General features: G+C 64.6%; 26 protein-coding genes. 13 read left to right on the top strand and 13 right to left on the bottom strand.

The features are described from left to right. The first annotated feature begins 114 nt into the window (after nt 1-114). Nucleotides 115-846, top strand: a complete 732-nt coding sequence (locus AC0L3J_RS01245) for a sulfite exporter TauE/SafE family protein (protein ID WP_473345593.1) — start codon at nt 115-117, stop codon at nt 844-846. A 7-nt stretch (nt 847-853) separates the two neighbouring features. Here the strand turns inward: AC0L3J_RS01245 and AC0L3J_RS01240 are convergent, their stop codons facing one another. The 3 genes from AC0L3J_RS01240 to AC0L3J_RS01230 all read right to left on the bottom strand — a co-directional run bounded on the left by AC0L3J_RS01240 (nt 854) and on the right by AC0L3J_RS01230 (nt 4,430). Further along, nucleotides 854-2,824 carry a carbohydrate porin gene (locus AC0L3J_RS01240; RefSeq protein WP_473346054.1) on the bottom strand — a complete coding sequence of 657 codons (1,971 nt, stop codon included), beginning with the start codon at nt 2,822-2,824 and terminating at the stop codon, nt 854-856. Between the two features lie 396 nt (nt 2,825-3,220). Continuing rightward, entirely contained in the window at nt 3,221-3,484 is a 264-nt protein-coding gene (locus AC0L3J_RS01235; RefSeq protein ID WP_007597808.1) for a hypothetical protein, read from the bottom strand. Nucleotides 3,485-3,623: 139 nt separating this feature from the next. Continuing rightward, on the bottom strand, nt 3,624-4,430 hold the full coding sequence (locus tag AC0L3J_RS01230; RefSeq protein WP_473345592.1) for a creatininase family protein: 807 nt from the start codon (nt 4,428-4,430) through the stop codon (nt 3,624-3,626). Between the two features lie 138 nt (nt 4,431-4,568). On the opposite strand from AC0L3J_RS01230, the gene AC0L3J_RS01225 reads away from it, so the two are divergent. Genes AC0L3J_RS01225 through AC0L3J_RS01205 form a run of 5 tightly spaced genes read left to right on the top strand, consistent with a single transcriptional unit; the run spans nt 4,569 to nt 8,943 of the window. Further along, entirely contained in the window at nt 4,569-5,591 is a 1,023-nt protein-coding gene (locus AC0L3J_RS01225) for an ABC transporter substrate-binding protein (RefSeq protein ID WP_027565862.1), read from the top strand. Nucleotides 5,592-5,601: 10 nt separating this feature from the next. Next, a complete protein-coding gene (locus tag AC0L3J_RS01220) occupies nt 5,602-6,447 on the top strand; it encodes an ABC transporter ATP-binding protein (protein WP_473345591.1) in 846 nt (281 codons plus the stop codon). Beyond that, on the top strand, nt 6,444-7,262 hold the full coding sequence (locus AC0L3J_RS01215) for an ABC transporter permease (protein ID WP_473345589.1): 819 nt from the start codon (nt 6,444-6,446) through the stop codon (nt 7,260-7,262). Before AC0L3J_RS01220 ends, AC0L3J_RS01215 begins: the two co-directional genes overlap by 4 nt. Beyond that, a complete protein-coding gene (locus AC0L3J_RS01210) occupies nt 7,262-8,251 on the top strand; it encodes a 2-hydroxyacid dehydrogenase (protein ID WP_473345588.1) in 990 nt (329 codons plus the stop codon). Before AC0L3J_RS01215 ends, AC0L3J_RS01210 begins: the two co-directional genes overlap by 1 nt. Further along, nucleotides 8,251-8,943, top strand: a complete 693-nt coding sequence (locus tag AC0L3J_RS01205; RefSeq protein ID WP_473345587.1) for an AprI/Inh family metalloprotease inhibitor — start codon at nt 8,251-8,253, stop codon at nt 8,941-8,943. The genes AC0L3J_RS01210 and AC0L3J_RS01205 overlap by 1 nt, the downstream gene beginning before the upstream one ends. Nucleotides 8,944-9,009: 66 nt before the next feature. On the opposite strand, the gene AC0L3J_RS01200 is transcribed toward AC0L3J_RS01205, so the two are convergent. Then, on the bottom strand, nt 9,010-10,398 hold the full coding sequence (locus AC0L3J_RS01200; protein ID WP_473345586.1) for a peptidoglycan-binding protein: 1,389 nt from the start codon (nt 10,396-10,398) through the stop codon (nt 9,010-9,012). Nucleotides 10,399-10,651: 253 nt separating this feature from the next. On the opposite strand from AC0L3J_RS01200, the gene AC0L3J_RS01195 reads away from it, so the two are divergent. Together AC0L3J_RS01195 and AC0L3J_RS01190 are read left to right on the top strand one after the other, a co-directional pair. Further along, complete coding sequence (locus AC0L3J_RS01195; RefSeq protein ID WP_473345585.1) at nt 10,652-11,026, top strand: hypothetical protein; 375 nt, start codon at nt 10,652-10,654, stop codon at nt 11,024-11,026. 163 nt (nt 11,027-11,189) lie between these two features. After that, nucleotides 11,190-11,510 carry a glycine zipper domain-containing protein gene (locus tag AC0L3J_RS01190; protein ID WP_473345584.1) on the top strand — a complete coding sequence of 107 codons (321 nt, stop codon included), beginning with the start codon at nt 11,190-11,192 and terminating at the stop codon, nt 11,508-11,510. A 32-nt stretch (nt 11,511-11,542) separates the two neighbouring features. Here the strand turns inward: AC0L3J_RS01190 and AC0L3J_RS01185 are convergent, their stop codons facing one another. Then, nucleotides 11,543-12,454: a DMT family transporter gene (locus AC0L3J_RS01185; protein WP_473345583.1), complete on the bottom strand. Its 912-nt coding sequence runs from the start codon at nt 12,452-12,454 to the stop codon at nt 11,543-11,545. A 166-nt stretch (nt 12,455-12,620) separates the two neighbouring features. On the opposite strand from AC0L3J_RS01185, the gene AC0L3J_RS01180 reads away from it, so the two are divergent. From AC0L3J_RS01180 to AC0L3J_RS01170, 3 genes are all read left to right on the top strand, one after another. Continuing rightward, complete coding sequence (locus AC0L3J_RS01180) at nt 12,621-13,040, top strand: nuclear transport factor 2 family protein (RefSeq protein ID WP_473345582.1); 420 nt, start codon at nt 12,621-12,623, stop codon at nt 13,038-13,040. Between the two features lie 11 nt (nt 13,041-13,051). Beyond that, on the top strand, nt 13,052-13,567 hold the full coding sequence (locus tag AC0L3J_RS01175) for a DUF3237 domain-containing protein (RefSeq protein WP_473345581.1): 516 nt from the start codon (nt 13,052-13,054) through the stop codon (nt 13,565-13,567). A 79-nt stretch (nt 13,568-13,646) separates the two neighbouring features. After that, nucleotides 13,647-14,336, top strand: a complete 690-nt coding sequence (locus AC0L3J_RS01170) for a TetR family transcriptional regulator C-terminal domain-containing protein (RefSeq protein WP_473345580.1) — start codon at nt 13,647-13,649, stop codon at nt 14,334-14,336. 51 nt (nt 14,337-14,387) lie between these two features. Here AC0L3J_RS01170 and radC read toward each other — a convergent pair whose 3' ends face one another. The 3 genes from radC to AC0L3J_RS01155 all read right to left on the bottom strand — a co-directional run bounded on the left by radC (nt 14,388) and on the right by AC0L3J_RS01155 (nt 17,464). Continuing rightward, nucleotides 14,388-15,101, bottom strand: coding sequence for a RadC family protein (gene radC, locus AC0L3J_RS01165; RefSeq protein ID WP_473345579.1), 714 nt, complete (start codon nt 15,099-15,101; stop codon nt 14,388-14,390). A gap of 99 nt (nt 15,102-15,200) precedes the next feature. Further along, nucleotides 15,201-16,019, bottom strand: a complete 819-nt coding sequence (map, locus tag AC0L3J_RS01160) for a type I methionyl aminopeptidase (protein ID WP_018460078.1) — start codon at nt 16,017-16,019, stop codon at nt 15,201-15,203. Between the two features lie 128 nt (nt 16,020-16,147). Continuing rightward, entirely contained in the window at nt 16,148-17,464 is a 1,317-nt protein-coding gene (locus tag AC0L3J_RS01155) for a mechanosensitive ion channel family protein (RefSeq protein WP_473346053.1), read from the bottom strand. A 435-nt stretch (nt 17,465-17,899) separates the two neighbouring features. Here AC0L3J_RS01155 and AC0L3J_RS01150 point away from each other — a divergent pair, with 435 nt between their 5' ends. Continuing rightward, on the top strand, nt 17,900-19,693 hold the full coding sequence (locus tag AC0L3J_RS01150) for a potassium/proton antiporter (RefSeq protein ID WP_473293074.1): 1,794 nt from the start codon (nt 17,900-17,902) through the stop codon (nt 19,691-19,693). 186 nt (nt 19,694-19,879) lie between these two features. On the opposite strand, the gene AC0L3J_RS01145 is transcribed toward AC0L3J_RS01150, so the two are convergent. The 5 genes from AC0L3J_RS01145 to AC0L3J_RS01125 are packed head-to-tail and all read right to left on the bottom strand — an operon-like array spanning nt 19,880 to nt 24,563. Beyond that, nucleotides 19,880-20,791: a polysaccharide deacetylase family protein gene (locus AC0L3J_RS01145; protein WP_473345578.1), complete on the bottom strand. Its 912-nt coding sequence runs from the start codon at nt 20,789-20,791 to the stop codon at nt 19,880-19,882. A gap of 4 nt (nt 20,792-20,795) precedes the next feature. Continuing rightward, on the bottom strand, nt 20,796-21,596 hold the full coding sequence (locus tag AC0L3J_RS01140; RefSeq protein ID WP_456767267.1) for an ABC transporter permease: 801 nt from the start codon (nt 21,594-21,596) through the stop codon (nt 20,796-20,798). Beyond that, a complete protein-coding gene (locus AC0L3J_RS01135; protein ID WP_456767268.1) occupies nt 21,593-22,456 on the bottom strand; it encodes an ABC transporter permease in 864 nt (287 codons plus the stop codon). Before AC0L3J_RS01135 ends, AC0L3J_RS01140 begins: the two co-directional genes overlap by 4 nt. Next, the gene (locus AC0L3J_RS01130) at nt 22,453-23,532 is read right to left on the bottom strand and encodes an ABC transporter ATP-binding protein (RefSeq protein WP_456767269.1); all 1,080 of its coding nucleotides are present in this window, start codon (nt 23,530-23,532) and stop codon (nt 22,453-22,455) included. The genes AC0L3J_RS01135 and AC0L3J_RS01130 overlap by 4 nt, the downstream gene beginning before the upstream one ends. Beyond that, complete coding sequence (locus tag AC0L3J_RS01125) at nt 23,529-24,563, bottom strand: extracellular solute-binding protein (RefSeq protein WP_473345577.1); 1,035 nt, start codon at nt 24,561-24,563, stop codon at nt 23,529-23,531. The genes AC0L3J_RS01130 and AC0L3J_RS01125 overlap by 4 nt, the downstream gene beginning before the upstream one ends. 207 nt (nt 24,564-24,770) lie before the next feature. Here AC0L3J_RS01125 and AC0L3J_RS01120 point away from each other — a divergent pair, with 207 nt between their 5' ends. Beyond that, nucleotides 24,771-25,526, top strand: a complete 756-nt coding sequence (locus AC0L3J_RS01120) for a GntR family transcriptional regulator (RefSeq protein ID WP_456767271.1) — start codon at nt 24,771-24,773, stop codon at nt 25,524-25,526. Nucleotides 25,527-25,705: the final 179 nt, after the last annotated feature.

Genomic DNA, 25,705 nt, shown 5'->3' with positions numbered 1-25,705 from the left:
GGTCATTGTGAAGGGAAGCGGCTTCACCTAGGCTCGCAGCACCGGGGATGTCGCAGCCTCCCCGTAAAGTGGTGATCCCACGCAAGCGCTGCTCGCTGACGTTTGGAGCGAGCAATGGACGGGATCACGATCGAACTACCGCTTTTCCTGTTAGCAACCTTCGCCGGCGCGTTCGTCGCCGGCCTCTCCGGTTTTGCCTTCGGCCTCGTCGCGGCATCGCTGTGGCTTTATGTGCTGACGCCGCTTCAGAGCGCCAGCCTGATCGTCGGCTTCGGCCTCCTGGTGCAGGGCTACTCGGTCTGGAAGCTGCGCAGCGCGCTCGACTGGCGCCGGCTATGGCCCTTCATGATCGGTGCCGTCGTGGGCGTGCCGGTCGGCGTGTCACTCCTGACTTCGGCCGATCCCAAGAGCGTCCGGATCGCGGTTGGAGCGATCCTGATCGTCTACAGCCTCTATGCGTTCTTCAGGCCAAAGCTCAACGTCGCGACCATCGTGCCGCCGGCCGCCGACATGACCATTGGTTTCGTCAACGGACTGCTGGGTGGATTGACCGGCCTTGCCGGCATCATCGTCACCATCTGGTGCAATCTGCGCGGCCTGCCCAAGGAGGTCCAGCGCGCCACGTTCCAGCCCGTCGCAGTCGTGGTGTTCGCCACGGCGGCACTCTTCCTGGGGGCCAAGGGGGCGCTCACGCTCGACACCGCAAAGCTGTTCGCGCTCGGCCTGCCGTTTCTCTTTGCGGGAACGTGGCTCGGGCTCAAACTGTTCGGCCGCATCGACGAGGCCACGTTCCGCAAGATCGTGCTCGCGCTGCTGTTGGTCTCGGGCGTCGCGCTGCTGTTCTGAGCCGCGCTCAGAACTCGCCGTGCAGCCGTCCCGAGAATACCGACACCGGGCCGCGATCAGCGTTGTAGGCAGGGTTGACGATCAGCTGGTAGTCGGCGGTGAGGGTGAGACTCTTGTTCAGCGCGTAGGCGTAATAGGTTTCGAGGATGCGCTCGCGGCGGTAGTTGAGCGCGCCATCGCCGATGAGAACACCGAGGCCGCCGGCGGCCAGGAAGTCGCGATAATCCTGCGAGATGGCATTGACGGCGCCACCGACGCCGATCACGTCATCGGGCCGGCCCCATTTCGTGCCCTTGATCGACAATCCCGCGGACAGGCTGCGGTGAATGTCGGTGAAGGCCAGCGTCTCGGTCTTGCCGTCGTTCCAGCTGCAGCGGCTGAACAGCCCGACATCGTCGGTGATCGCCTGCTCGAGGTTGAGCACATAGCCATACTTCAGACGGCCGCGCCGGGTCTGCGCGATGTCGAGGTTGAGCGCGGGATTGGCCAGCGTCTCGCGGAAGCTGCCCATATTGGCGCTGTCGAGCCAGCCGATGGTCCTGAGCTTGCCGGGTTGGCCAAGCAGCGAGAAGCGCGTTTCGAGCTCGAGCACGTACTGGCCGCGCTCGCCGACCCTGGTGTCGAAATGATTCGAATTGGATTCGGCGACCATCAGGAAGTAGCCGCCGCGCAACGCCCACTGCTTCTGGTTCAGCTCGGCGGTGACGCCGTAGGTGAGGCCAACCTTGTCGGCGGAATAGTCGAACGCGCCTGGCGCCCACAGCGACCAGTTCATGAAGTCCTTGCGGGTGTCCTTGGCGTAGGCGTTGCCGTCGAACACGTCGATCACCGGGAATTTGCCGGCCTGCACCGTGAGCCTGGAAACATCGACCTTCTGCCCGAGCTGCAACTGGCCGCTCGCGAGCTCTTCCTGCTCGCCGCCAAAGCCGAACGTCTGGCGCACGAACAGGCGCGAGGTGTTGTAATGCGGATAGGGAAAGTTCGACTTCTGCGCCTCGCCGTTGGGGAAACCGGCGGCACCAACGGTGTCGTTCAGTCCAAATCCCTGCAGCAGTTCGGGATTGTAATAGACCTCGCCGCCGTCCCACAGCTTTGCATTCAGGAACAGGCTGTTGCTCCAGGTCGCCTTGGCCTGCCTTGATGGCGAGAGCGAATTCGGGCCGGTGTAGAGGGCGGGGAACGAGGGGTAGCCTTGCGGCAGATACGTGCTCTGGCCGTGGATCTCCCAGCGGTCCGATTCCGTGTCGATCAGCGAGCTCTTCGGGCTGTAGCTCGGCATGCCCGGCCAATCGACCTTGCGGTTGAGGCCGAGCCGGACCGACTGGAAGTCGAGCGATGACGAATTGTATTGGGCGCCGGTGGAGAAGGCGACATTGGCGCCGTCGAAGCGGCTGTAGAGATATTCGATCCGCGCGCTCCAATGCGGCGCGAAGCCGTACTCGATGCCGCCACCGGCGATCCAGCCGGGCCTCGTGCTCAGGATTTTCGGGACTGCTTCGCCCGTGGCCGGCGTGTCGAAATAGCGCTCACCCATCCAAGCAAAGCCGCCGGTGGCATAGACCAGCCAGGGGCCACTGGTGTAGCCGACGCGGCCGCGCAGGCTCGCGGTGTAGTCCCATTGCTGCGTGACGGTGTTCGCGGGTGTCGCCAGGAAGGACACGATCGAGTTCGAGGTGATGTAGTTCGGAAACGAGAAATCGCCTTCGACGCCGAGAAGCCAACCGGAATTGAGCCGGTAATTGTAGCCGGCCTGCACGCCGCCGATCATGCCGCTGAAGACGCCGCTGTCGTTGATGCCGGTGCCGTCGTTCAGCGCAAAGCGCGACGAGCCGAGGCTGTAGCCGGCGTGCGCGCCGATATAGAGCCCGGTCCAGTCGTAGATCGCTTTCAGCGCAGGTGCCTTCAGCGGCAGATCGGCCGCGCGGCTGGTGGCGGGCAAAGCCAAGACGCCCGTGGCAATCGCCGCAGCCGTCCGCAAATACCTGTAACGGTGACCCCTCAACGTCAAAACGCACGCCCCCAAAGCGAGTGTGTCCACTCGCCGCACTATCCCTGCCGATTCGCGGCGACCCTGTCATCAGGATTAGGTGCTCTGCGGTCGGTCGAGATGATCTCGATCCGGCGCGACTTCTTCCCAAGCCCCTGAGCCTGTTGCGAACCTTATTGCGATTAATTCGCAATAGCAACTGATGCGGATTGCCGCAGGGGATGGTTCGCACCGCTGTGTGACGGGACTGCAACAAATTCCCGAGGCGCTAAAACAGTTGACCCCGCCCGGGGGGACATCCGGGCGGGGTCGGGGGCACGACACGGGGTGGATGAGGCGCCCGTGTCGGACGCAGGATCCACGTGAGATCGGCCTCAGGGCCTGAAATCAGAAGCAGGTGCGAACGCGGCCGACGTACTGGCCAAAGGCGTTGTACTGGGCGGCCCAGCCGCAGCGGTGATAGCCGTTGTAATAGGGGTCGTTGCTAGCGGCGATCGCGGAGCCGACGACGGCGGCGGTGGCGATGCCCAGGCCGACGCCGACGCCCCAGCCGAGCGGCTTGGCTTGCGCCTGCGAGGTGGTGGCGACGACGCTGCCAGTCAGGGTGAGCGCGGTGAGGGCAACTGCAAAAATCTTGGTCTTGATCGACATGTGAAACTCCATCCGGGTTGAGGCGGTCCGTTGTGGCCCGCGTACCGAGTTGGACGGAGGCTCCGCGCGTCCGGTTCGAAACCGGCAAAAGCGGAGGTCGAGTTTGACTCTTTCCCGAATGTTTCCAGGAGGATAGGCGCTAACCGAGAGGGCCTTTGGCGAGCCTGTTCACGTCGAAGTTATCAACCTCGGCAAGCAGCTCGCAAAAAGCGCGAGCGCCCTGGTCGATCAGCTGCTCGCCCTTCGCGGCCACGGCCAGCGTCGCATTTCCGACGGCGCCGCTTGGGTTGAGATCCTGCGCCTGCCAGGCGAACGGTGCGGGTCGCTGCGTCGACAGCCAGCGATATTGCTGCTCCATCGCGATGCTGCTCGCGGGAAAATCCGCGATCGCATCAACGCGCACCTGATCGGGATAGCGGGCCAGCATGATTGAGGTCTCGACTGCACCGCCGTGGATGCCGTGCCGTACTTCGCCGGCCGGGAACAGCTGGTCCGCGCCCGACAGCCGCGACCACGACGTGGTCACCACGAACAGCTTCTGATGTGCGCGAAGATCTTGCGCGATCAGCATCATGGCCGCGCTGTTGCCGCCATGGCTGGTGATGATGACGAGCTTCTTCAATCCGCGGCGCGCGATGTCTTCGCCGATCGCGGTCCATTTTTTCAACGCGATGTCGGTCGGCAGCGTCTGCGTGCCCGGATAGTCGACATGCTCGGTGGAAATCCCGATCGGTTCAACGGGCAGGAAACTGGCCGGAGCGCTCTCGGGCAGGAGCTCGCGCACCCGCGCCAGATAGGTGTCGGCGATCAGCACGTCGGTCTCGAGCGGCAGATGCGGGCCGTGCTGCTCGGTCGCCGCCAGCGGCAGCACTGCGATCCAGCGCGACACCTCGGCGGGGCTGGCATCGGCCCAGCGGATCTCGGTCCAGTCGCGGGAAGGCGTCATCAAGGTTTCTTTGCCCGAATTTGTCACGTAATTTGGGTTATCAGGGGACGCGGGCCAGGCCGGCTCGCGTCCCTGAATGTCTTGCGGTTTTATCGCGTTGCTTGGACATCGGCTAGAAGCGATCGACGGAGTCCCATCATGAGCCCTTCTCATCTGCGGCGAGCCTTAACGGCGGGCCTGATGGCCGCTTTGGTCTCGGTCGTTCCGGCGCGCGCCGAAACCCTGGACAAGGTCATGTTCGGCACCAATTGGGTCGCCGAGGCCGAGCATGGCGGCTTCTTCCAGGCGGTTGCCGACGGCACCTACAAGAAATATGGGCTGGACGTCACCATCGTCCCCGGCGGGCCCAACGAGAACAACCGGATGCTGCTGATCGCCGGCAAGATCGATTTCTTCATGGCAGCGAACACGCTGATGTCGTTCGACGCGGTCGCCAACAACGTCCCGGTCGTCACCATCGCCGCGGTGTTCCAGAAGGATCCGCAGGTGATGCTGACGCAGCCCGATGCCAAGGTCGCCAAGATCGAGGATCTCAAGCCGCTGACGCTGTTCGTCTCCAAGGAAGGCATGACCAGCTATTTCCAGTGGCTCAAATCCGAATACGGTTTCAGCGAGAAGAACGTTCGCCCCTATAATTTCAATCCGCAGCCCTTCATCGCCAATCCCAAGAGCGCGATGCAGGGTTACGTCACCTCCGAGCCCTTCGCGGTCGAGAAGGCCGCCGGCTTCAAGCCCAACGTGTTGCTGCTCGCCGATTACGGCTTCAACACCTATTCGACCCTGATCGAGAGCCGCCGCGACGTGGTCGAGAAGAAGCCCGACCTGGTGCAGCGCTTCGTCGATGCCTCCATGGTCGGTTGGTACAATTACATCTACCGCGACAATTCCGCGGGCAACGCCATGATCAAGAAGCTCAATCCGGAGATGACCGACGAGCTGCTCGCCTATTCCGTTGCCAAGATGAAGGAGTACGGCATCGTTGATTCCGGCGATTCGCTGAAGAACGGTATCGGCGCGATGAGCGACGAGCGCTACACCTCCTTCTTCAACAAGATGGTGAAGGCGGGCGTCGTGAAGGCAGACCTCGATTTCCGCAAATCCTATACGCTGCGTTTCGTCAACAAGGGCGTCGGCGCCGAGCTGCGCCCGAGCAAGCCGTAGCGCAAGGCCGATGTCATCAGTCCAAACGTCGGCGGGGGTCGAGACCGGCCTGACGGCCCTTGCCGTCAGCCTGCGCGGCGTGACGAAGACCTATGACAACGGCGTGATGGCGCTCGGCCCGCTCGATCTTGCGGTGCGCAAGGGCGAGTTCATTTCGTTGCTGGGACCGTCAGGTTGCGGCAAATCCACTGCGCTGCGGCTGATCGCCGAGCTCAGCGCGCCGTCATCAGGAATCGTGAGGCTGGCGCGTCGGGAGGGCGGACCCCAGCCAGGTCTTGTTCAACCAGGTCATATTCAACCAGGTCATGGCATCGGCTTCGTGTTTCAGGAGCCGACCCTGATGCCCTGGACCAGCGTACGCGAGAACGTGCGATTGCCGCTGAAGCTCGCAGGCGTTCCGAAGGCGGACGCGCGCGCGCGTGCCGACGAGGCGCTGGCGAGCGTCGGGCTTGGCGATTTCGCCGACGCCTTTCCGCGCGAGCTCTCTGGCGGCATGAAGATGCGGGTGTCGCTGGCGCGTGCGCTCGTCACCGACCCTGATATCCTCCTGATGGATGAGCCGTTCGCGGCGCTCGACGAAATCACGCGCTTCCGCCTCAACGATGATTTGCTCGCGCTGTGGCGCAGGCTCGGCAAGACCGTCATCTTCGTCACGCATTCGGTGTTCGAATCCGTCTATCTGTCGCAGCGCGTGGTGGTGATGACGGCGCGGCCGGGCCGCATCCAGGCCGACTTCCGCATCGAGACGGTCGAGCCGCGCGGCGAGGAGTTTCGCACTTCAGTCGCCTATTCCGACTATTGCCGGAAAGTGTCGGCGGCGCTGGCGCCGTCCTATGCGGGGCAGTCGACGCTATGAACGCGCAAGCTTCCGTCACTGCGAAGCCGTCGGGCGCGCAACGTGCGGTGCGCTTCGCGCTGCCCGTCATCGTGTTCGCGGCGGGACTGCTCGCCTGGGAGCTCGTGGTCCGCGTCAAGGACATCCCGCCTTACGTGCTGCCGGCGCCCTCCGTCATATTCGTGACACTGATCAAGGATTGGTCGGTGCTGTCACAGTCGCTCGCCGCGACGCTGCTGACCACGCTTGAAGGGTTTGTCGCGGCCAGCGTCGGCGGCATCGCGCTGGCACTGCTGTTCAACCAGTCCAAATGGGTGGAAGCATCGCTGTTTCCCTATGCCGTGGTGCTTCAGGTCACGCCTGTCATCGCGATCGCGCCGCTGCTGCTGATCTATCTGGAGCAGCAGACCGCGGTCGTGGTCTGCGCCTTCATCGTCGCCTTTTTCCCGGTGCTGTCCAACACCACGCTCGGACTCAATTCGGTCGATCGCAACCTCGCCGGCCTGTTCCAGCTCTATGGCGCCTCGCCGCAGCAAACCCTGCGCTTTCTCAAGCTGCCGGCGGCGCTGCCTTACATTCTCGGCGGCCTGCGCATTGCCGGTGGCCTGTCGCTGATCGGCGCGGTCGTGGCCGAGATCGCGGCGGGAACGGCCGGGGCCGGCTCCGGGCTCGCCTACAGGATCGCGGAATCCGGCTACCGATTGAACATACCCCGCATGTTCGCAGCGCTGCTGCTGTTGTCGCTGGCCGGGATTGTCATCTATGGGGTGCTGGCGCTAATTTCCCACCTCGTTTTACGGCGCTGGCACGAGAGCGCGCTTGGAAAGGACAACTGATGACCACCGGTTCGATTTCGTCCGAAAAGATCGACCTTCTGATTTATGGGCCGGTCCGGCCGATCCTCGAGAACGGGTTTTCCGATCATTTCGTCGTGCACAAGGCGGAGACGCGGGGCGATCTCGAGCGGCTGACGCCGGCGATCCGCGAAAAGATCCGCGGCGTGGCGGTGACCTATCACACCGTGCGCGCCGACCGGGATTCGCTGTCGCAATTGCCCAAGATCGAGATGGTGGCGAGCTTCGGCGTCGGCTACGACCACGTCGACGCCAAATACGCCGCCGAGCACAACATCATCGTCACTAACACGCCCGACGTGCTGACCGAGGAGGTCGCCGACGTCGCGATGGGGCTTCTGATCTCCACGGTGCGTGAGTTCATCAAGGCCGATCGTTATGTGCGCTCCGGTCTCTGGCAGACCCAGAACTATCCGCTCAGCGTCGGCTCGCTGCGCGATCGCAAGGTCGGCATCGTCGGCATGGGCCGGATCGGACAGGCGATCGCGCGGCGGCTCGATGCCTCGCTGGTGCCGGTGGTCTATCACACCCGCAATCCGTCCAAGGACGTCGCCTACAAGCACTATCCCGATCTGATCGAGATGGCGAAGGCGGTGGACACGCTGATGGTGATCGTGCCCGGTGGCGCCAGCACGAACAAAATGATCAATGCCGAGGTGCTGAAGGCGCTCGGCCCGCGCGGTGTACTGGTCAACGTCGCGCGCGGCTCGGTGATCGACGAGCCGGCTCTGGTTCAGGCGCTCAAGTCCGGCACCATCCTTGCGGCCGGCCTCGACGTGTTCGCGGCCGAACCGAACGTGCCGGACGAGCTCAAGACCATGCAGAACGTCGTGCTGCTGCCGCATATCGGCTCGGCCTCGGTGGTGACGCGCAACGCGATGGACCAGCTCGTGGTCGACAATCTCAAGTCCTGGTTCTCAGGCAAGGCGCCGTTGACGCCGGTTGCGGAAACGCCTTTCAAGGGGCGCTGATGAGAGTTCTTCGGGTCGTTGGATTCGCCGTCGCGGCCTCCTTGGCCGCGATCGGCATCGCGCAGGCGCAGGATACGACGACCCTGAAGAAGGAGATGCCCGGGCAGTGGGAGCTCTCGACCACCGAGCGCAGCAAGACCTGCGTCGTCACGCTCAAGGCCGACACTGCTGCTCAAGGCTTCAAGCTCGAGCTGGAGCCGGCCTGCAAGTCCGCGCTGCCCTTCACCAAGGACATCGTCGCCTGGAGCGTCAGGGGTCTCGACATCGTCCGCTTGCAGGATTCGAGCGGTGAAGCCGTGATCGACTTCACCGAGGTCGAGGCCGGCATCTTCGAGGGTCTGCGGCAGGGCGAGGGCGTCTACATCCTGCAAGATCTCGCCGCCGCCCGCTCGATGGCGAAGTCGATGGACCAGATGATCGGCGACTGGTCGATCGTGCGCGGCAACGGCCAGCCGGTCTGCGGGCTGACGCTGACCAACACCGAAGCCGGCCCGGACAATTTCCAGGTCTTCCTGAAGCCGAAATGCGACGCGGCCATCGCGCAGTTCAACCCGACGCAATGGCGGCTCGACCGCGGACAGATCATCCTGCTGTCGAAGGCCGGCGAGGCCTGGCAGTTCGAGGCCGACGACAATGCGCAATGGCGGCGCGTCCCCGACACCGCCGATCCCCTGATCATGCTGCGTCAGTAGGCGCCGCGAAACGCGACCTCATCCTGAGGGCCCGCCATAGGCGGGCGTCTCGAAGGATGGCCCAGACTACGTCGTCGGCTTGGGCGGCGGCGCGGTGCCTTGGGCCCACTTCTCCATCTTGCCGAGCACGCCCCAGGCCGTGAGCGCCAGCGAGATCGGCATCGCGAATTGGCCGAGGCCCGGCACCGCCGACACCAGCGTCCCGAGCAACCCGGCAAGACCGCCAGCGTTGGGGCTCGCCGTCACCGACGACAGCAGCGCCGTGATCAGCGAGCCGCCGATGCCGAGCGCAGTCTTCTTGCCGTCGAGCATCTTGCCGATGGTCTCGCCGAGCGCGCCATTGACCTGGCCGAGGACGGGCTTGCCGTCCCGGTTGAGCAAGGTGCCGAGCAGGTCGACGACCTGCTTCAACTGATCGACGGGGGCGGGGCTGGTCGGGGTGAGGGGTCCTGGCATGGGGGCTGTCTTGTTGACGAGGGAAAAGAGCCGTTCGAACAGGCTAATCGGATCATTCGTGGCGGGCAGCGTATTGCCCGATGTCGTCGTTGCCGGGATCACGGCGCCGACCGGTGGCCGCAGCAATTGCGCGAGATCCTCCAGCCGCTTCATGATCCTGGACACATCGCCGCTCGATCCGGTGGGGCGCGACTGTACAGCGCGCGTGAGGGCGGCGACCGTGGCGCCATCGAGAAGTCCGGTATCCCTCAGGCCGTTCTGCTGCTGAAACTGCGAGACCGCGGTTCTGGTCTTCGGTCCGCTGATGCCGTCCTCGGCGAGCGGCGGATTGGCGCCGAGCTTGTTGAGCGCCTGCTGCATGAGAACGATCGTCGACGCCGCGTCGTCCTCCGGTTCGGCGCGGCTCGCGAATTGCGGGCTGCCGTCGAGGCTGATCGAGGAATCCAGCGACATCATCGCATGCAGGATCACAGCCGCGCCGAGCTGGGAATCGACATGGTTCGAATCAAACTCATGATCGCGGACGAATTTGCCGGCCCTTGCCTCGGGCGGGCCATACAGCGTCGAACCGCCATAGAGATAGGGCGAATTGCAGCCCTTGGCGTGATAGCCGAAGCCGTTGAACGCTTCCAGCCGGAACAGAATCCGCGCGATCCCCCAATCGTGAGCGCCGACGAAATTCTCAATCCTGAAGGCGTCCACGGCGCCGTCCACGAACGTGGCAAACGGGCCGCGCCCCTTCGGAACGAGCGTCGTCACGCGATGAAGCGTTTCGCCGTTGCCGAGATAAGTGTCGAAATCGAAATTGGACTCGCGGTAATGGCAGAGGGCAGCGAAATACCAGGGGACGCCGGTCAATCGCTCGATCTGTTGATAGGTCGCCTTGCCGTTAATGGCCTTGCGCGCGACTGCGTTCGCGTCGGAGAGGCGTGAAGGCCGGATCTCGAGATTGGCCCAATTTCGCTCGTATTCGCTTTTCAGACTCTCGAATGAAATCATTTTCCGCTCCCGCAATAAATGGATTATCGCAACTCCGCGTCAGATGAGGTGAACCAGGTGCCGTGACAGGGCGTGAGCCCAGCGTGATCTCCCGCAAGTCTGGCAGGCCGCCGGCGCGGTGCGTGTGAAGTGGGTTACAGCCTCGCTGGGAAAAATGAGCGGCACGACCGGGATCAGGGCGGCCGCCCGCGAGGGAACCGGCAGGGCCGCTGCTCCGTTAGCGAGACGAGGCAGTCCGGCTAAGGAGTCCTGCATGACCACGCGCGTCCTCGCGATCGGCATCGAGCCCGGCAACGCGGACTACAGCGCATTCCCGCAGCTCACGCCGGAGCTCGTGCGCAACTATATCGATGCGCAGCTGCTGCGCCTGCGCGATCTCGGTTACGAGGTCACGAGTTGCCTGATCGATCTCGATGCCGCGGCGGAAGCCGCCGTCACGGCGACGTTGCGCGAGGAGAATTTCGACTGCATCGTGATCGGCGCGGGCCTGCGCGAGCCCAGGGAGCGCCTGCTGCTGTTCGAGAAGGTGCTCAACCTCGTCCACCGCCTGGCGCCCGACGCTGCGATCTGCTTCAACACCACGCCGGCCGACACCGCCGAGGCGGTGCAGCGCTGGGTCGATGCTTGAGATGAATGGGGGCGGCCCGCGCTGCACACGGGACGTGGCCTGAGCCGCCTTCGAGCCGAGCCTCCGACGCCATCGCGAGAGTGCGGGTCCCGGCATGGTGATTTTTCTGGTCCGAATCCGGCTGCGGCGCTATGACTCGTCTGACCACAGGGGGAGGGCGAGCATGCTTCGAGGTCTTCGCATTGGAAGTTTCGCTATTGCGGCATGTCTGACAGTTGTGCTGGCGATGCCGGCTCATGAGGCGGCAGCGCAGGACGCCATTGGCGGTGCCATCCTCGGCGGCGTCGGTGGAGCGATCGTGGGGGGCGCCATCGGCGGAGGCCGCGGCGCTGCCATCGGCGCTGTCGTCGGTGCCGGCACGGGCGCTGCAATCGCCTCCGAGGGCGAACGCCGCCGCTCCGGCTATTACGCCTATCAGCGCGGCTGCTACATGCAGCGCCGGGACGGCTCCTACGTTCCGGTCGATCCGCGCTATTGCTACTGAGCGATCGGCCCGATCGCGTTTGACGTTGGCGATCACAATCCATCGGGCGGCAGGCCGGTCGTGCTTGGCGCCACCGGTCGCGCCTGCGCGCGCTCGCGGTAGAACGCGTAGAGACCGGACAGCACGATGATCGTCGCCCCGGTCACCATCATGGCGTCGGGCCTGTCCCCGAACACCAGATAGCCGAACAGCATGGCCCATAGCAGCGCGGAATAACGGAACGGTGCCACCGCCGAGATATCGCCTGTTCGCAGCGCCAGGATGATGCACTGATAGCCGATCAGGATCAGAACCGCGGCGAACGCCAACAGTGCGAGCGCCCGGCCGGATGGCGGCGTCCAACCGCCGAGCGGAACAACGATGCCGGCTCCGGCGATGGTAACGCTAACGGCGGTCAACAGGGTGACGAACAGCGATGGAATTGGCGCGGGTATTCGCTTGGTCGCGAGGTCGCGGATCGCGCAGAAAACGACCGAGATCAGCACGAGCAGGGAAAATTGGTTGAACCCCTCGCCCCCGGGGCGAACGATGATGAGAACGCCGATAAAGCCGGCCGTGATCGCCAGCCAACGCCGCCAGCCGACGGGTTCGTCGAACGTCAGGGCCGCACCAAGCGTGATGGCGAGTGGCAGCACCTGAAGGATCGCCGTGGCATTCGCCAGAGGCAAGTTCGCGATCGCCGCCAGCAACAATATCGTTCCACCGATTTCGCCGGCCACCCGTAGCATGACAGCCTTCATGATCAGCACGCGTAGCGGCCGCAGCGCCCTCTGATGCTTTGCGAGGGCTGCGATCAGCACCACCGCGAACAAGCCGCGCACCAGCATGATCTGACCGAAATTCATCTCGGCGGACACCGCCTTGGTGATCGCGTCGTTGATGGTGAAAGCGGCCATGGCCGAAGCCATCAGCAGGCTTCCGCGAATATTCAGGGAATAGGCCAAATCGGTTTCCAGGCCGGACTATCTCGCGTCTGTGTCTTCAGACGAACGCCGGTAACGGTAACTTACCCGAGGCCTCGAATAAAACAATACGGTCGACCGTATTGACATGCTGTTTTGTAGATCATAGGCTTGTGTACGAGTTCAACAATCCTTTGGAGGGTCGACCATGACGGCAACGACTGTGTTGAAAACCGCAGCCACCAAGTTTGACATCGCGGCGGTCGCGGAGCGCTATTTGAGCGCCTGGATAGCCCACGACCCGGCTGCCATCCTCGCGATGCATGCGCCGCAATCAACGTTTCAGGCGCACGGTCGGACCAACGTGATTCGTGGTATCGACGCGTTGCGTACAGAGTTCACCCAGGTTTTCGAGCGTTACCCCGGTTTTGCCGCCGAGACGCATCGCCTCTTGTTCGGCGAGCGGCACTGGACGCTCGACTGGACACTGACATTCGAGCCAGCCGGCAAGACGCGCCGTGGATTTCGTGCGCTGGACGTTGTTGAGGTGGACGACAGCGGACTCGTCACACGCAAGGACACGTTCTTCGATTTTTCGCAGGTCAAGGCAGCGTTCGAAGCGGCATGACGGAGGCGAGCATGACCAGCGCAAAAACTCTCGTCGCAAACCAGAGGAAACCGCTGTTCGACCGGGCGTTGATCGACGCGTTGCCGGTCGAGCATCTGTGCGATCTCAGCATCGATCTGGAATTGGGCCAGGTGATCTCGACTCCCCTCGGCACTCGTTTGACCTTTGTGGTCAAAGGCGGTCGCTTCGAAGGTCCACGCTTCCGGGGTGAAATGCTGCCGGGCGGCGGCGACTGGGTCTCCCTCGGCGCCGACGGCACCAGTCGCATGGACGTTCGCGCAACCATGCGCACCCATGATGGTGTTCTCATCCATTATGAGTCGCATGGCGTCCTCAGGTACCCGCCAGATGGCCGTCAGCGTCTGGCGAAAGGCGAACGGTTGTCCTTCGACGAGAGCTATGTGCGGCCGACGCCCAGGTTCGAGACGTCAGACGAGCGCTACGCGTGGCTTTGTGGAATCGTGACCGTTGGCTACGGTGAGTACGGTCCGGGCCGCATCGATCATCGGATGTTTATCATCCTCTGAGCCTTGCGGCGAAGCAGCAGGTGGCCACATCGACTGCCGGATGTGCTAAGTCTCTGAGGATCATGTTAGGATTGTACAAATGCGGGCGCCAAGGTCGCCAAAAGTCAAGCCCGCGCGCAGCCCATTGACTTCGAGACTGGCCTCGCCGGACCGACTGCCTGTCGACGAGACCACGGACAAGCGACTGCTTCGCGGCCTGCGCTCGCGAAAATTGGTGTTGGCCAGGGCCGTCGATATTGCGTCCCTGGAAAGCCTGGAGGGCCTGAGTTTCGGGCGGCTTGCGACCGAAACCGGAATGAGCAAGGCCGGCATTCAAGCCTTGTTCGAAACCAAGCAGACCCTTCAGAAGGATACCTTCGCTTGTGCCCTCGATATGTTCCGCGACTTCGTCGTTCGTCCCGCCGAAGCAAAACCGCAAGGCGTCCACAGATTTCGGGAGTTGATTGACCGATGGCTGCAATATGCCGAACGGCCGCTTTTCGCCGGCGGCTGTTTCTTCGCGGCCAACCTCACTCAACTTGACTCCCACCCAGGGCCGCTGCGCGACCTGGTGGCGGGCGCTCAAAGGGCATGGGTCGCTCGACTTTCCGCCGAGCTGAAACATGCGGTCAAGCAAAAGGACATCGTCAACTCGGATCCCGAGCTCTCCGCGTTCCAGATCGAAGCCGTCCTCCGTTCGGCGAACACCGCGTTCCGGCTCGGCGAGCCGACCGTTACGCGCAAGGTATGGCGCGTCGTGGACAGCTTCTTGACCGCCGCCGACAAATAACGGGTTGTTCTGCGGTGCGCTGGCCGCCGGGCCGCCGGCCTTTCGACATCGCTAGATCAGCCGCATCCCGCGCAAACTCGCATGCCCGCTCTTGCCGACGATGATATGGTCGTGGACGGCGATGCCGAGCGGTTTTGCGATGTCGATGATCGCCTTGGTCATCTGGATGTCGGCCTGCGACGGCGAGGGATCGCCTGAGGGATGGTTGTGCACCAGGATCAGCGCGGTCGCGGACAATTCCAGCGCGCGCTTGATCACCTCGCGCGGATAGACCGGGGTGTGATCGACGGTGCCGGTCTGCTGCACCTCGTCGGCGATCAGCTGGTTGCGCTTGTCGAGGAACAGCAGGCGAAACTGCTCCTTGTCGGCAAACGCCATGCTGGTGCGGCAATAGTCGATCACCTCGTTCCAGGACGACAGCGCGTTGCGGCTGTTGACCCCGCCCTTGGCGACGCGATGCGCCGCCGCCGCGAGCAGCTTGAGCTGGTGGATCGCGGATTCGCCGATGCCGTCCACCTCGCGCAGGCGCGCCACCGGCGCATGCACGACCTCGGCAAACGAGCCGAAAATCTTGATCAGCGTCTTCGCCAGCGGCTTGGTGTCACGCCGCGGCAGCGCCGGAAACAGCGCCATCTCCAAAAGCTCGTAGTCGCTGAGCGCGTCCGCACCCGCGCTGTAGAAGCGCTCGCGCAGCCGTTCGCGATGGCCGAGATAGTGCGGCGCTTCTTCGGGCTTGCTCTTGTCGTGGTCGGGCTTGGCGGGCATCGGCCGCCAGCATTGCCGCGGATAATCGTTTTTGCAACCGTCAATTGCGGCGGCAAATCCGGTTCACGTCAGCCGGCGACCCGAAGGTCGGCCGCGCCCTCACCCGATCTGCTTCTCGCCGTGCCGCTCCGACAGCGTAAAAATCTCGACGCCGGTGGCGGTGACGCCGACGGAATGCTCGAACTGCGCCGACAGCGAGCGGTCGCGGGTCACGGCGGTCCAGCCGTCGGAGAGGATCTTCACATGCGGCTTGCCGAGATTGATCATCGGCTCGATGGTGAAGAACATGCCGGGCTTGAGCTGCACGCCTTCGCCGGGCCGGCCGATATGGATGATGTTCGGTTCGTCGTGGAACATGCGCCCGAGGCCATGGCCGCAGAAATCGCGTACCACGCTCATGGCCTGCGGCTCGACGAAACTCTGGATGGCGTGGCCGATGTCGCCGGTGGTGGCGCCGGGCTTCACCGCGGCGATGCCGCGCATCATGGCCTCATAGGTCACCTCGATCAGCCGCTCGGCCTTGCGCGCGATCGGGCCGACCGCATACATCCGGCTGGAATCGCCGTACCAGCCGTCGACGATGAAGGTAACGTCGATGTTGACGATGTCGCCCTCTTTCAGCGGACGGTCGCCGGGCATGCCGTGGCAGACCACGTGGTTGAGCGAGGTGCAGGTCGAATAGCGGTAGCCGCGATACATCAGCGTCGCCGGATAGGCATTGTTGCTGAAGGCGAAGTCGCGGACGAACTGGTCGATGCGGTCGGTCGGAACGCCGGGCCCGACGATGTCGGTGAGCTCGTCGAGGCACTTCGCCACCAGCGCGCCCGCCTTGCGCATGCCGGCAAAGGCGCTTGGCCCATGCAGCTTGATCTGCCCGGTCTTGCGGAGCGAGGTATCGGTAGCTTCGACGTAGCTCATGCGGATGCGGTCTTCTCGGCACGGGGCCGGTATCGAGGTGGGCGCAAGGGACTGATTTAAGGCCCTAATTTAATGATCGCGAGCCTTCATGCAAGCCAAGCTTGTCGGGCATGCGCCCGAAAACCGGCTCAATTCGGGACTTCCATGATGGTTTCCACCGGTAGGGCGCCGCCGCGGACGCGGATTTCGCGGACGGGGTAGGGAACCCGGATGCCCTCGCGCTTGAAGGCCTCCCACAGCGCCAGCATCACGTCGCTCTTGACGTTGTCCATGCCATCAGGATCGGCGATCCAGAAGGTCAGCGAGAACTTCATCCCGGCTTCGGCGAACTCGGTCAGGATGCAATTCGGCGGCTTGCCCTTCTGTGCGCGCGCATGCGCGGCCGCGGTCTCGGCGGCGAGCTTGCAGACCAGCCGCGGATCCGCGTCGTAATTGGTGCCGAAGGCGATCTTCACCAGCGTGTTCTTGTCGGTGTAGGTCCAGTTGACGACCTTTTGCGTCACCAGATCCTCGTTCGGCACCAGGAATTCGCGGCCATCGCCGGCGGCGACGGAAATATAGCGGGTCTTCATCGCGCTGATCCGCCCGGTGTTGTCGCCGATGGTGACGAGATCGCCGGGCTTCACCGATTTGTCGGCGAGCAGGATGATCCCCGAGATGAAATTGGCGACGATCTTCTGCAGGCCGATACCGATGCCGACGCCGACCGCACCGGAGAACACCGCGAGCGCCGAGAGATCGATGCCGACCGTGCCGAGCGCGATCACGATCGCGACCGCAAGCAGGCCGATGCGGATGATCTTGACCAGCAGCACCTGCACGGATGGCGTCAGATCTGTGGTCGAGTTGATCCGGCTCTCGGCGAAATTGCTGGCGATGTTGGTGAGCCAGAGCGCGATGAGCAGCAGCGCGCCGGCCTTGATCACGAGCAGCGGCGTCAGCCGCAGGCCGCCGAGCACGATGGCGAAGGAGTCGAGCAGGTCGACCGTCGCATCGAGCTGGCCCACGATCGAGAGCGCCGCGACGAACCAGGCCGTGATCGACACCAGCTTGACGATGAAGGCGTTGCGCAGCACTGAGGTCACCAGCCGGACCGCGAGCCAGGCCAGGCCCAGCTTGGCGGCGACCATCAGGAGATAGCTGCGGCTCGGCCAGGTGGCGTGGTACATGATCACGCGCGAGATGATCACGAGCAGCGTGAACACCGCCGTCGAGGCGCTGGAGACCATCACCCGGGCGAAGTGCCGGAGCGGCAGCGGCCAGCGCATCGCCAGCGAGGTCATGTCGACGCGGTTGCGGACGCCAGCTTCCGCGGCATAGGCGAGTCCCGCCGCGGCCAGGATCAGGCCGAATTGCAGGTAGAACCAGGGCGAGGAGATTTCGGCCCCGACGCTGCGCGCGGTGGTCTGCACGAACTCCATGAAGTCTTTGAGGTCCATGTCTATCGGTCTCGTCGGGGAGCGGGCGGGAGATGTTGATTCGAGCGCGCCGGAGAATCCCACAAACGGCCCGGCCGGACCACCGATACACCGCCAAGTGAAGTGCGTTAAGGCCGCAAAATGCGGGCAGATTGCCGCGAGCGGGAGAAAATGGGTTGGCGTGCAGGGGCGGCGACGATAAGGATGCTGAAGCGCATGTTTTCGAGACGGGCAAATCTGTTGGTCGCGGCACACTTCACCTCGCCCCGCTTGCGGGGAGAGGTCGAAATTCAAGCGCAGCTTGAATTTCGGGTGAGGGGGACTCTCCGCGAGTCCCACTGTCACCACCCCCGCGGAGGCTCCCCCTCACCCCACCCTCTCCCCGCAAGCGGGGCGAGGGAGTACCCGGCCGGTGGCCCCCTGACTGAAATCGTCGATCTCCCGGAGTAACCGCAGCACCGCATGGCTTCCCTCGACACTGTCAGCCTCGCCATATTGCTCGGCGCCGTCCTGGTGTTGGCCGGGATCCTGTCAAGCCTGCTTGCGCTGCGCTTCGGCGCGCCCCTTCTGCTCGTCTTCCTCGCGATTGGCATGCTCGCGGGCGATTCCGGTCCCGGACAGCTGCAGTTCGACGACGTCCGAACCACCTATCTGGTCGGCTCGGTCGCGCTCGCACTGATCCTGTTCGACGGCGGCTTGCGGACCCGCTTTGCCAGCATCCGCACCGTGCTCGCGCCTTCCATGGTGCTCGCGACCGTCGGCGTGCTGCTGACCGCGCTGATCACGGCACCGTTCGCAAAATATGCGCTCGACCTCAACTGGACGGAGTCGCTGCTGGTCGGCGCCGTGGTGGCTTCGACTGACGCGGCCGCAGTGTTCCTGCTGGTGCATACCCAGGGCCTGCGCCTGCGCCCGCGCGTCGGCGCGACGCTGGAGGTGGAATCCGGCACCAACGATCCCTTCGCGATCTTCCTCACCCTGATGCTGGTCGAATACATCTCGCTGGGAACGGGCACGGCCGCGCACGTGGTGATGGAGTTCGCCCAGGAGGCCGTGCTGGGCGCCGTCGTCGGGGTGATCGGCGGGCGGCTGGTCGTCATCGCGCTCAACAAGGTCGCGCTGCCGCAGGGCCTCCATGCGCCGTTTGTCACCACCGCCGCGCTCGTCATCTTCGGCGGCTCGCAGATCATGCACGCCTCGGGATTTCTCGCGGTCTATCTCGCCGGGATCATCATCGGTAACCGCCCGACGCGCGCGCATAATTCGGTGGTGGCCTTTCTGGACGCCGCGACCTGGCTGGCGCAGATCGTGATGTTCGTGCTGCTCGGCCTGCTGGTCTCGCCGAGCCGGCTTGGCGGCAGCGTGCTGCCGGCGGTCGGGATTGCGTTCGTCCTGATGCTGGTGGCGCGGCCGATCGCGGTGTTCGTCTGCCTGGCGCCGTTCCGCTTCAACTGGCGCGAAAAGATCTTCATCGCCTGGACCGGCCTGCGCGGCGCGGTCGCGATCTTCCTGGCCTCGATCCCGATGCTGGTCGGGCTGTCGAAGGCCTATCTCTATTTCGACGTCGCCTTCGTCGTCGTCATCATCTCGCTCCTGCTGCAGGGCTGGACCCTGGGGCCGGCCGCGCGCAAGCTGCATGTGGCGCTCCCGCGCGCCGAGCGCGGCCCGCGCCGTGTCGAACTGGATCTGCCTGGGCAGCTCGAGCAGCAGCTCGTCGGCTATCCGGTGCGGTCCAAGAGTCTGTATTTTCGCCGCGGCCTGATCCCGTCCTGGTCGAAGCCGACGCTCGTGATCCGCAAGGAGAACATTTTGACGCCGGCGGAAGCCGAGCCGATCGCGCCCGGCGATTACATCTATCTGCTGGCGCCCCCGGAAAAAGCCGAATCGCTCGACCGCTTTTTCGTCGACATGCAGCCGAGCTCGGCGCCGGACCCGCATCTGCTGGGCGACTTCATGGTCTCGGGCGAGCACACGCTCGCTGAGCTCGCGGAGATCTACGGCGTGAAGGCCGGCGAAGACGAGAGCAAGCTCACTTTGGCCGATTATTTCGACGTCCATCTCGACCGCGCGCCGAAAGAGGGGGCGGAGCTCGTGCTGGATCCGATCGTGCTCGTGGCGCGCTCGATCTCCGGTGGCCGAGTCAACGTCGTCGGCCTGCGCCTGCCGGAAGACGAGGAAACGCCCGCGCCATTGACGCGCAGGCAGGTCCTGCGGCGCAAGCTGGCGGATTTGTGGAGCTCGGTGGCCGGGGTTTAGGGCTCGCGCCGTTTTGCGAGCCGCTCCCACACCCTCGCTCTCATCGCCCGCCTTTGTGCGCGATTGCGCACTGGGGCGGGCAATCCAGTATTCCAGAGGCAGTCGTGATAGAGCCGAGACGCCGCGGCGTACTGGATGCCCCGCGTGCGCGGAGCATGACATCTTCTGTGTGGTGACGGCTGGAGATCACGCCCCCGCCGGCACCTCCTGCATCCAATGCCGCGCGATCGCCGCTCGCGGCGCGATCCACGCCGCGCCGCTTCCGGTGATGTGTGCCAGGATCCGCTCCAGCGCGCCGATCCGGCCGGGGCGGCCGATCATGCGCAGATGCAACCCGATCGACATCATCTTTGGTGCCGTCTCGCCTTCGCGCTTGAGCCATTCGAAGGCGTCGATGACATAGTCGGCGAAGTCGTTTCCGCTGAAACGCGCGGCGTTGTAATACTGCATGTCGTTGGTGTCGAAAGCGTAGGGCAGCACCAGATGCTGCTTGCCGGCGACCTCCTTGTAGTAGGGCAAGTCGTCGTTATAGGCGTCACTGTCGTAGAGGAAGCCGCCGTCCTCGACCAGGAGCCGCCGCGTGTTCGGTGAGGTCGCCGAGCGCGTGTGCCAGCCAACCGGGCGCTGCCCGGTGGCGCGCTCGATCGCCGCCACGGTCCTGGCAATGATTTCGCGCTCGCTCGCTTCATCCATGTCGGCGTGGCTCTGCCAGCGCCAGCCATGGGCCGAGACCTCGTGGCCGCGGGCAATGGCATCGCGCGCCAGCTCCGGCGAGCGTTCGACCGCACGGCCGCAGGAGCTCACTGTCGCCTTGACGCCGTAGGCGTCGAACAGGTCCATGATGCGCCACCATGCAGCGCGCGTGCCGTATTCGAAATGACTGTCGATGCAGGAATCCGGGCCGTCGAGCTTGTGAACCACTTCGTAGATCGCCTCGTTGGCCGCATCGCCGTCGTTGACGGAAAACTCCGAGCCCTCCTCGAAATTCACCACCAGCGACACCGCGACGCGCGCGCCGTTCGGCCAGTGCGGGTTCGGCAGCTTGCCGCGATAGCCGGCGAAGTCGCGATGTGAGACGGGTTGCTTTGCTTCGCTCATGGAATCAGTCCGTGGTTCCGGCCATGCGATGCAGGCCGACGACGCGGTCGCTGACGAACAGCAGGATCACCGTGCCCGCGAGGATGAGGGTGGAGAGCGCCGCGAGCGTCGGGTCAGGCGCCTCCTCGATATATTGCAGCATGCGGATCGGCAGCGTCTTGGTGCGGACGTCGGCGAGGAAGATCGATACCGGATAATTGTCGAACGAGGCCAGGAACGAGAAGATTCCCGCGATCAGGAATGACGGCGCCAGCGCCGGCACCATCACCCGCAATACGCTGCCGGGATAGGTGCAGCCGAGCGTTCGCGCCGCCTCGATCAACGTGAAGTCGAACCGCGCGAGACCCGCGATCATCGTGCGCGCGACATAGGGTAGCGTGATGACGAGATGTGCGACCAGCAGCGTCGCCCAGGGCGCGGTGAAACCGACGGCGCGAAAGCCCTGCAGCAGCGCGATGCCGAGCACGAGGCCCGGCATCATCAGCGGCGAAACCAGCGCGGTCGCAAAGATGCCGGCGCCCGGCAGCTTTCCGCGCGCGATCGCGATCGCCGCGAGCGTGCCTGATATCAGCGAGATCGCCGTCGACAGCAGCGCGATCTGAAGCGACAGCAGCAGCGACGGCCAGAAGCCGTCGAGCCGGCCGATCTTGCCGTACCAGCGCGTCGATGCGCCGGTCAGCGGCAGGTCGAACACCGGTGTCGGCGAGAAGCTCGCGGCGGCGATCACCAGCAGCGGCGCGATCAGGAACAGGGCCAGCCCGATCGCCATCACCCAGCAGACGATGATTGCGGCGCGCGTCATCATTTCGGCTCCCGCGACAGGCGCGCACTGAGCGCAACGATCGCGATCGCGATCGCCAGCAGCACGACGCCGGCGGCGGCACCGAAGCCGGGTTCGCGCGCCAGCAGATAGGCTTTTGCAATGGCAGTCGCGAGCGTCGGGTATTTTTCGCCAATCAGGAGCGTTGGCACCACATAGGCGGAGACCGAGAGCGAGAACACCAGCGCCACGCCGGCGACGATGCCGGGCAAGGTCAACGGCAGGATCACGCGAAAGAACGTCACGACCGGCGAGGCGCCGAGCGTGGCGGCGGCTTCGGCATAGCGCGGATCGAGCTGCGCCACGATCGCATAGATCGGCAGGATCATGAACGGTAGGAAGATGTTGACAGCGCCAACGATCAGCGCCGTCTCGGTGAAAATCATCCGGATCGGGTCTTCGATGATGCCGAGCGCGATCAGCGTCTCGTTGACGATGCCGTCGCTGCGCAACAGGATCGTCCAGGCAAACGCCTTGACGATGACGCTGGCCGCCAGCGGCAGAAACAGCGTCGCCAGTAGCACGGAGCGCAAGGCACCGCGGGCGCGCGCCAGCGCGAAGGCGGCGGGATAGCTGATCAGAAAAGCGATCAGCGTCGTCAGCAGCCCGAGCCGCAGGGAATTCCAGACCACGCCGAGATAATAGGGCGTGCCGAGCAGGCGCCTGTAGTTGGCGAAGGTCAGTCCGTTGGCATCGACGACGCTGACGCCGAGCAGCAGCACCAGCGGCAGCGCGAACACGCCGGCGATGATGACGAAGGACGGCAGCACGAATCCGATCGCGGCGAGCCGCTCGCGATCGACCGATGGCGCGGCCATGGGTGCCGGAAGGGCCGCCTCGGTCATGCCTGCGCCTCGATCGGAAATGCAAAGGTCTCCGCCACCGGCCAGCTCAGGCGAATCTCGTCATGCACAATAGGAATCGTGCCGTCGCGCCCGGAGAGCTCTGCGAGCAGGCTTTCACCGGCCCCGGCATCGACCTCGACCAGCGTGCGCGAGCCCTGGAACACCACGGAGCGGACCCGGCCCGCGGCCGTATTCGCTTCGCCTTGCGCGCCGATCCGAAGCTGTTCGGGGCGCGCTGCGACGATGACAGGCGAACCCGCCCGGAAGTTGCCGACCGCCGACAAGCGGCCGACCTTGGTCTCGACCTCCACCTGGCCGTTGCCAGCCGCCAGCACCGTGCCGGCAATCCGTGTCGAGAGCCCGACGAAGTTGAGTGCGAACAGGCTTGCGGGACGCAGATACAGCTCCCGCGGCTCGGCGAGCTGCTCGATGCGCCCCTTGTTCATGACCGCGACACGGTCGGACATGGTCAGCGCCTCGTCCTGATCATGCGTCACGAAGATCGCGGTGGCCTTCACGTCCTGGAGCAGGCGGCGCAGCTCGACCTGCATCTCCTCGCGCAACTTCCGATCGAGCGCCGACAGCGCTTCGTCGAACAGCAGCACATCGGGCTCGACAGCGATGGCGCGCGCCAGGGCCACGCGCTGCTGCTGGCCGCCCGACAGCGCCGTGATGCGCCTGCTGGCGAGATGGCCCAGCTTGACCAGCGACAGCGCGCGTTCCACTGCGGCGTCGATCTCGCGCCTCGCCGCGCCGCGCACCTTCAGCCCGAATGCGATGTTGCCGGCGACGGTGAGATGCGGAAACAGCGCGTAGCTCTGGAACACCACGCCGACATTGCGCTTGTGTGGCGGCACGTGGGTGACGTCGCGCCCGGCGAGCTCGACCTTGCCGGTGTCTGGTTGCGCCAGGCCGGCGATGGCACGGAGCAGCGTGGTCTTGCCGCAACCGGACGGGCCGAGCAGCGTGACCAGCTCGCCGCGCCGGATGGTCAGGTCGATGTGGTCGAGGACTGTCGTGGGTCCGTATGTCTTGGAGACGCCGCGAACGACGAGATGCGGGGCGGCCTCGCTCATGTCATCTCCTTGCTCCAGCGGTCGACCCAGGAGGCGCGGTTCTTGGCCACGAATGCCCAGTCCGGCGCGAACAGCGAAGCCGGGTCCGGGAAGCCCGCCGGCGTCGGCGTGCCCTTGTTGGTGGGCGCGACGAAAGCCTTGTCGGCGAGGATGATCTGCGCTTCCGGGCTCAGGAAGAAGTCGATCACGGCATCGGCGAGATCGCCGGCCGGTGCGCCGTTCACCTTCGCGATGCCCGACGGCATCGCAAAGCCGCCGTCCTGCGGAACGGCGAGATCGACCGGTGATCCTTCCGCCTTGCGGATCAGCGTGTAGGCCGAGAATTGGCCGCCGATCATCCACGCCTCGCCCTGCTCCATCAGATTGATGGCCTGCGGCGCGTTGGTGTAGACATTCAAGAGGTTGGCCCTCAGCTCCTTCACCTTCTTGAAGGCGGCGTCGATCTCGTACTGCGCCTCCTTGTAGGGCTTGCCGGTCTCGAGATGGGCGGCCGCGAGCAGCGTCCAGAATCCTTCGGTGTTCGACAGCGACGGCACGATCACCTTGGAGGCATATTTCGCGTCCCACAGGTCGGACCACTTTGCGGGCGCCGTCTTCATGCGCTTGGTCGAATAGGCGATGCCGGCCCAGGGCCGCTGATAGTTCGCCCACATTCCGTCCTGATGCACCGAGCCGTCGACCAGCTTGCCGAGGTTGGCGATCGCCGCTGCCGACATCTTGGTGATCAGGCCGTCGCTGGCTGCCGGCAGCATCACCGGATCGTCCATGATGACGACGGAGATTTTCGGCGCGGCCTTGTCAGCCTGCATCTTCTGGAGATTGGTCAGCGAGTTGGTGCCCTCATAGAGCACCTTGCAGTCGAGCTTCTTCTCCAGCACGGGAAACAAATCGGCATTGAAATATTTCGCGGCGCCCGCGGGGCCGCCGATGACGATCTCCCTGGGCGCGGCGCGCAGCCGCGCAGGGGCGGCAATGATCGCGGCCAGGGCCGCGCCGGATGTCAAAACGCTGCGTCGGGAGGGGGTGTGCATGGGCATGTCCCGTTTGTTGTGCGTAAAGCTTGCAGCGAGGACGCAGCAAGCGGCGTGCCAAATGTGCACATTTTATTAATTATGAGTTGTATCAATGGGCTGAGCGGATGGTGATCCTGCCCCCTGCGCGGCGCCTGCATGCCGACAAGGCAAATGTGCACATTTTTTGGAGGTGACGCTGCGCAGTCTTTGGGCCTAGCTACCACCATGGCGACGCAGCGTAGGCGAGACGACAAGGGAAGCGGCAAGAGGAACGGCAAGGCCAATCCGGCGGAGGACGAGGCGGTCTATCAGGCCATCCTGCACGCGCTGCTGGAAGGCAAGCTGAAGGCCGGCGCCAAGCTCGCCGAGCCGCCGCTGGCCGAGATCTTCGGCGTCTCGCGCGAGCGCATCCGCAAGGTGCTGCATCGGCTCGGCGCCGAGCGGCGGCTGGAGATGATCCCCAACCGCGGCGCTCGCGTGCCGCGTCCGACGCTCGACGACGTCCGCAGCGTCTACGAGGCGCATCGCGTGCTCGAGGCCGGCGTGCTGACGCAGCTCGTGCGTCGTGTCGACGATGCCCTGATCGAGCGGCTGACGGCGCATCTCGCCGAGGAGCGCGCCGCCGCCACGCGCGGCGACCGCGCCGCCTCGGTGCGGCTGTCGGGCGCCTTTCACGTTCATCTGGTGGAGGCGCTCGGCAATGCGGAGCTGACGCACTTCCTCGCCGATCTGCTCAGCCGGTCCTCGGTGATGGTCTCGGTCTACGAACCCGCCAGTGATTCGATCTGCGCCGTGGATGAGCACGGCGCCATCATCGAAGCGCTGCGCGCCCGCGATGTGGCAAGAGCGATTGCGGTCTCGCGCGAGCATTTTTTGCATGTGGAGAGCCGGCTGCATCTGGACGACGATGCGGTGCCGGCGAGCGAGGATTTGACCGCGGTGTTCGCGGCGGTGAAGCCGAAGCGGCGGAAGTCGCGTTAGCCCCCGCTGTCTCCTCAATGTCGTCCCGGCGAAGGCCGGGACCCATAACCACAGGAAGTCATTTGGCGAAGACTGTCTGTTATTCTTCGCCGGTACTCCCACTGCCGCCTACCGATAAAGCACGCGGTATGGGTCCCGGCCTTCGCCGGGACGACGGCGGTGGGTGTGACGGCCGGTAT

Source organism: Bradyrhizobium sp. Kon37, assembly GCF_055807535.1.
The sequence above is the reverse complement of the archived record's forward strand: the minus strand, read 5'-3'. Positions and strand labels throughout refer to the sequence as shown.

Bases quoted from the DNA above. Each gene is read 5' to 3' on its own strand.
- AC0L3J_RS01245 (WP_473345593.1), top strand. From the start codon at position 115: ATGGACGGGATCACGATCGAACTACCGCTTTTCCTGTTAGCAACCTTC.
- AC0L3J_RS01235 (WP_007597808.1), bottom strand. From the start codon at position 3,484: ATGTCGATCAAGACCAAGATTTTTGCAGTTGCCCTCACCGCGCTCACC.
- AC0L3J_RS01230 (WP_473345592.1), bottom strand. From the start codon at position 4,430: ATGACGCCTTCCCGCGACTGGACCGAGATCCGCTGGGCCGATGCCAGC.
- AC0L3J_RS01225 (WP_027565862.1), top strand. From the start codon at position 4,569: ATGAGCCCTTCTCATCTGCGGCGAGCCTTAACGGCGGGCCTGATGGCC.
- AC0L3J_RS01220 (WP_473345591.1), top strand. From the start codon at position 5,602: ATGTCATCAGTCCAAACGTCGGCGGGGGTCGAGACCGGCCTGACGGCC.
- AC0L3J_RS01215 (WP_473345589.1), top strand. From the start codon at position 6,444: ATGAACGCGCAAGCTTCCGTCACTGCGAAGCCGTCGGGCGCGCAACGT.
- AC0L3J_RS01210 (WP_473345588.1), top strand. From the start codon at position 7,262: ATGACCACCGGTTCGATTTCGTCCGAAAAGATCGACCTTCTGATTTAT.
- AC0L3J_RS01205 (WP_473345587.1), top strand. From the start codon at position 8,251: ATGAGAGTTCTTCGGGTCGTTGGATTCGCCGTCGCGGCCTCCTTGGCC.
- AC0L3J_RS01200 (WP_473345586.1), bottom strand. From the start codon at position 10,398: ATGATTTCATTCGAGAGTCTGAAAAGCGAATACGAGCGAAATTGGGCC.
- AC0L3J_RS01195 (WP_473345585.1), top strand. From the start codon at position 10,652: ATGACCACGCGCGTCCTCGCGATCGGCATCGAGCCCGGCAACGCGGAC.
- AC0L3J_RS01190 (WP_473345584.1), top strand. From the start codon at position 11,190: ATGCTTCGAGGTCTTCGCATTGGAAGTTTCGCTATTGCGGCATGTCTG.
- AC0L3J_RS01180 (WP_473345582.1), top strand. From the start codon at position 12,621: ATGACGGCAACGACTGTGTTGAAAACCGCAGCCACCAAGTTTGACATC.
- AC0L3J_RS01175 (WP_473345581.1), top strand. From the start codon at position 13,052: ATGACCAGCGCAAAAACTCTCGTCGCAAACCAGAGGAAACCGCTGTTC.
- AC0L3J_RS01170 (WP_473345580.1), top strand. From the start codon at position 13,647: ATGCGGGCGCCAAGGTCGCCAAAAGTCAAGCCCGCGCGCAGCCCATTG.
- radC (WP_473345579.1), bottom strand. From the start codon at position 15,101: ATGCCCGCCAAGCCCGACCACGACAAGAGCAAGCCCGAAGAAGCGCCG.
- map (WP_018460078.1), bottom strand. From the start codon at position 16,019: ATGAGCTACGTCGAAGCTACCGATACCTCGCTCCGCAAGACCGGGCAG.
- AC0L3J_RS01150 (WP_473293074.1), top strand. From the start codon at position 17,900: ATGGCTTCCCTCGACACTGTCAGCCTCGCCATATTGCTCGGCGCCGTC.
- AC0L3J_RS01145 (WP_473345578.1), bottom strand. From the start codon at position 20,791: ATGAGCGAAGCAAAGCAACCCGTCTCACATCGCGACTTCGCCGGCTAT.
- AC0L3J_RS01140 (WP_456767267.1), bottom strand. From the start codon at position 21,596: ATGATGACGCGCGCCGCAATCATCGTCTGCTGGGTGATGGCGATCGGG.
- AC0L3J_RS01135 (WP_456767268.1), bottom strand. From the start codon at position 22,456: ATGACCGAGGCGGCCCTTCCGGCACCCATGGCCGCGCCATCGGTCGAT.
- AC0L3J_RS01130 (WP_456767269.1), bottom strand. From the start codon at position 23,532: ATGAGCGAGGCCGCCCCGCATCTCGTCGTTCGCGGCGTCTCCAAGACA.
- AC0L3J_RS01125 (WP_473345577.1), bottom strand. From the start codon at position 24,563: ATGCACACCCCCTCCCGACGCAGCGTTTTGACATCCGGCGCGGCCCTG.
- AC0L3J_RS01120 (WP_456767271.1), top strand. From the start codon at position 24,771: ATGGCGACGCAGCGTAGGCGAGACGACAAGGGAAGCGGCAAGAGGAAC.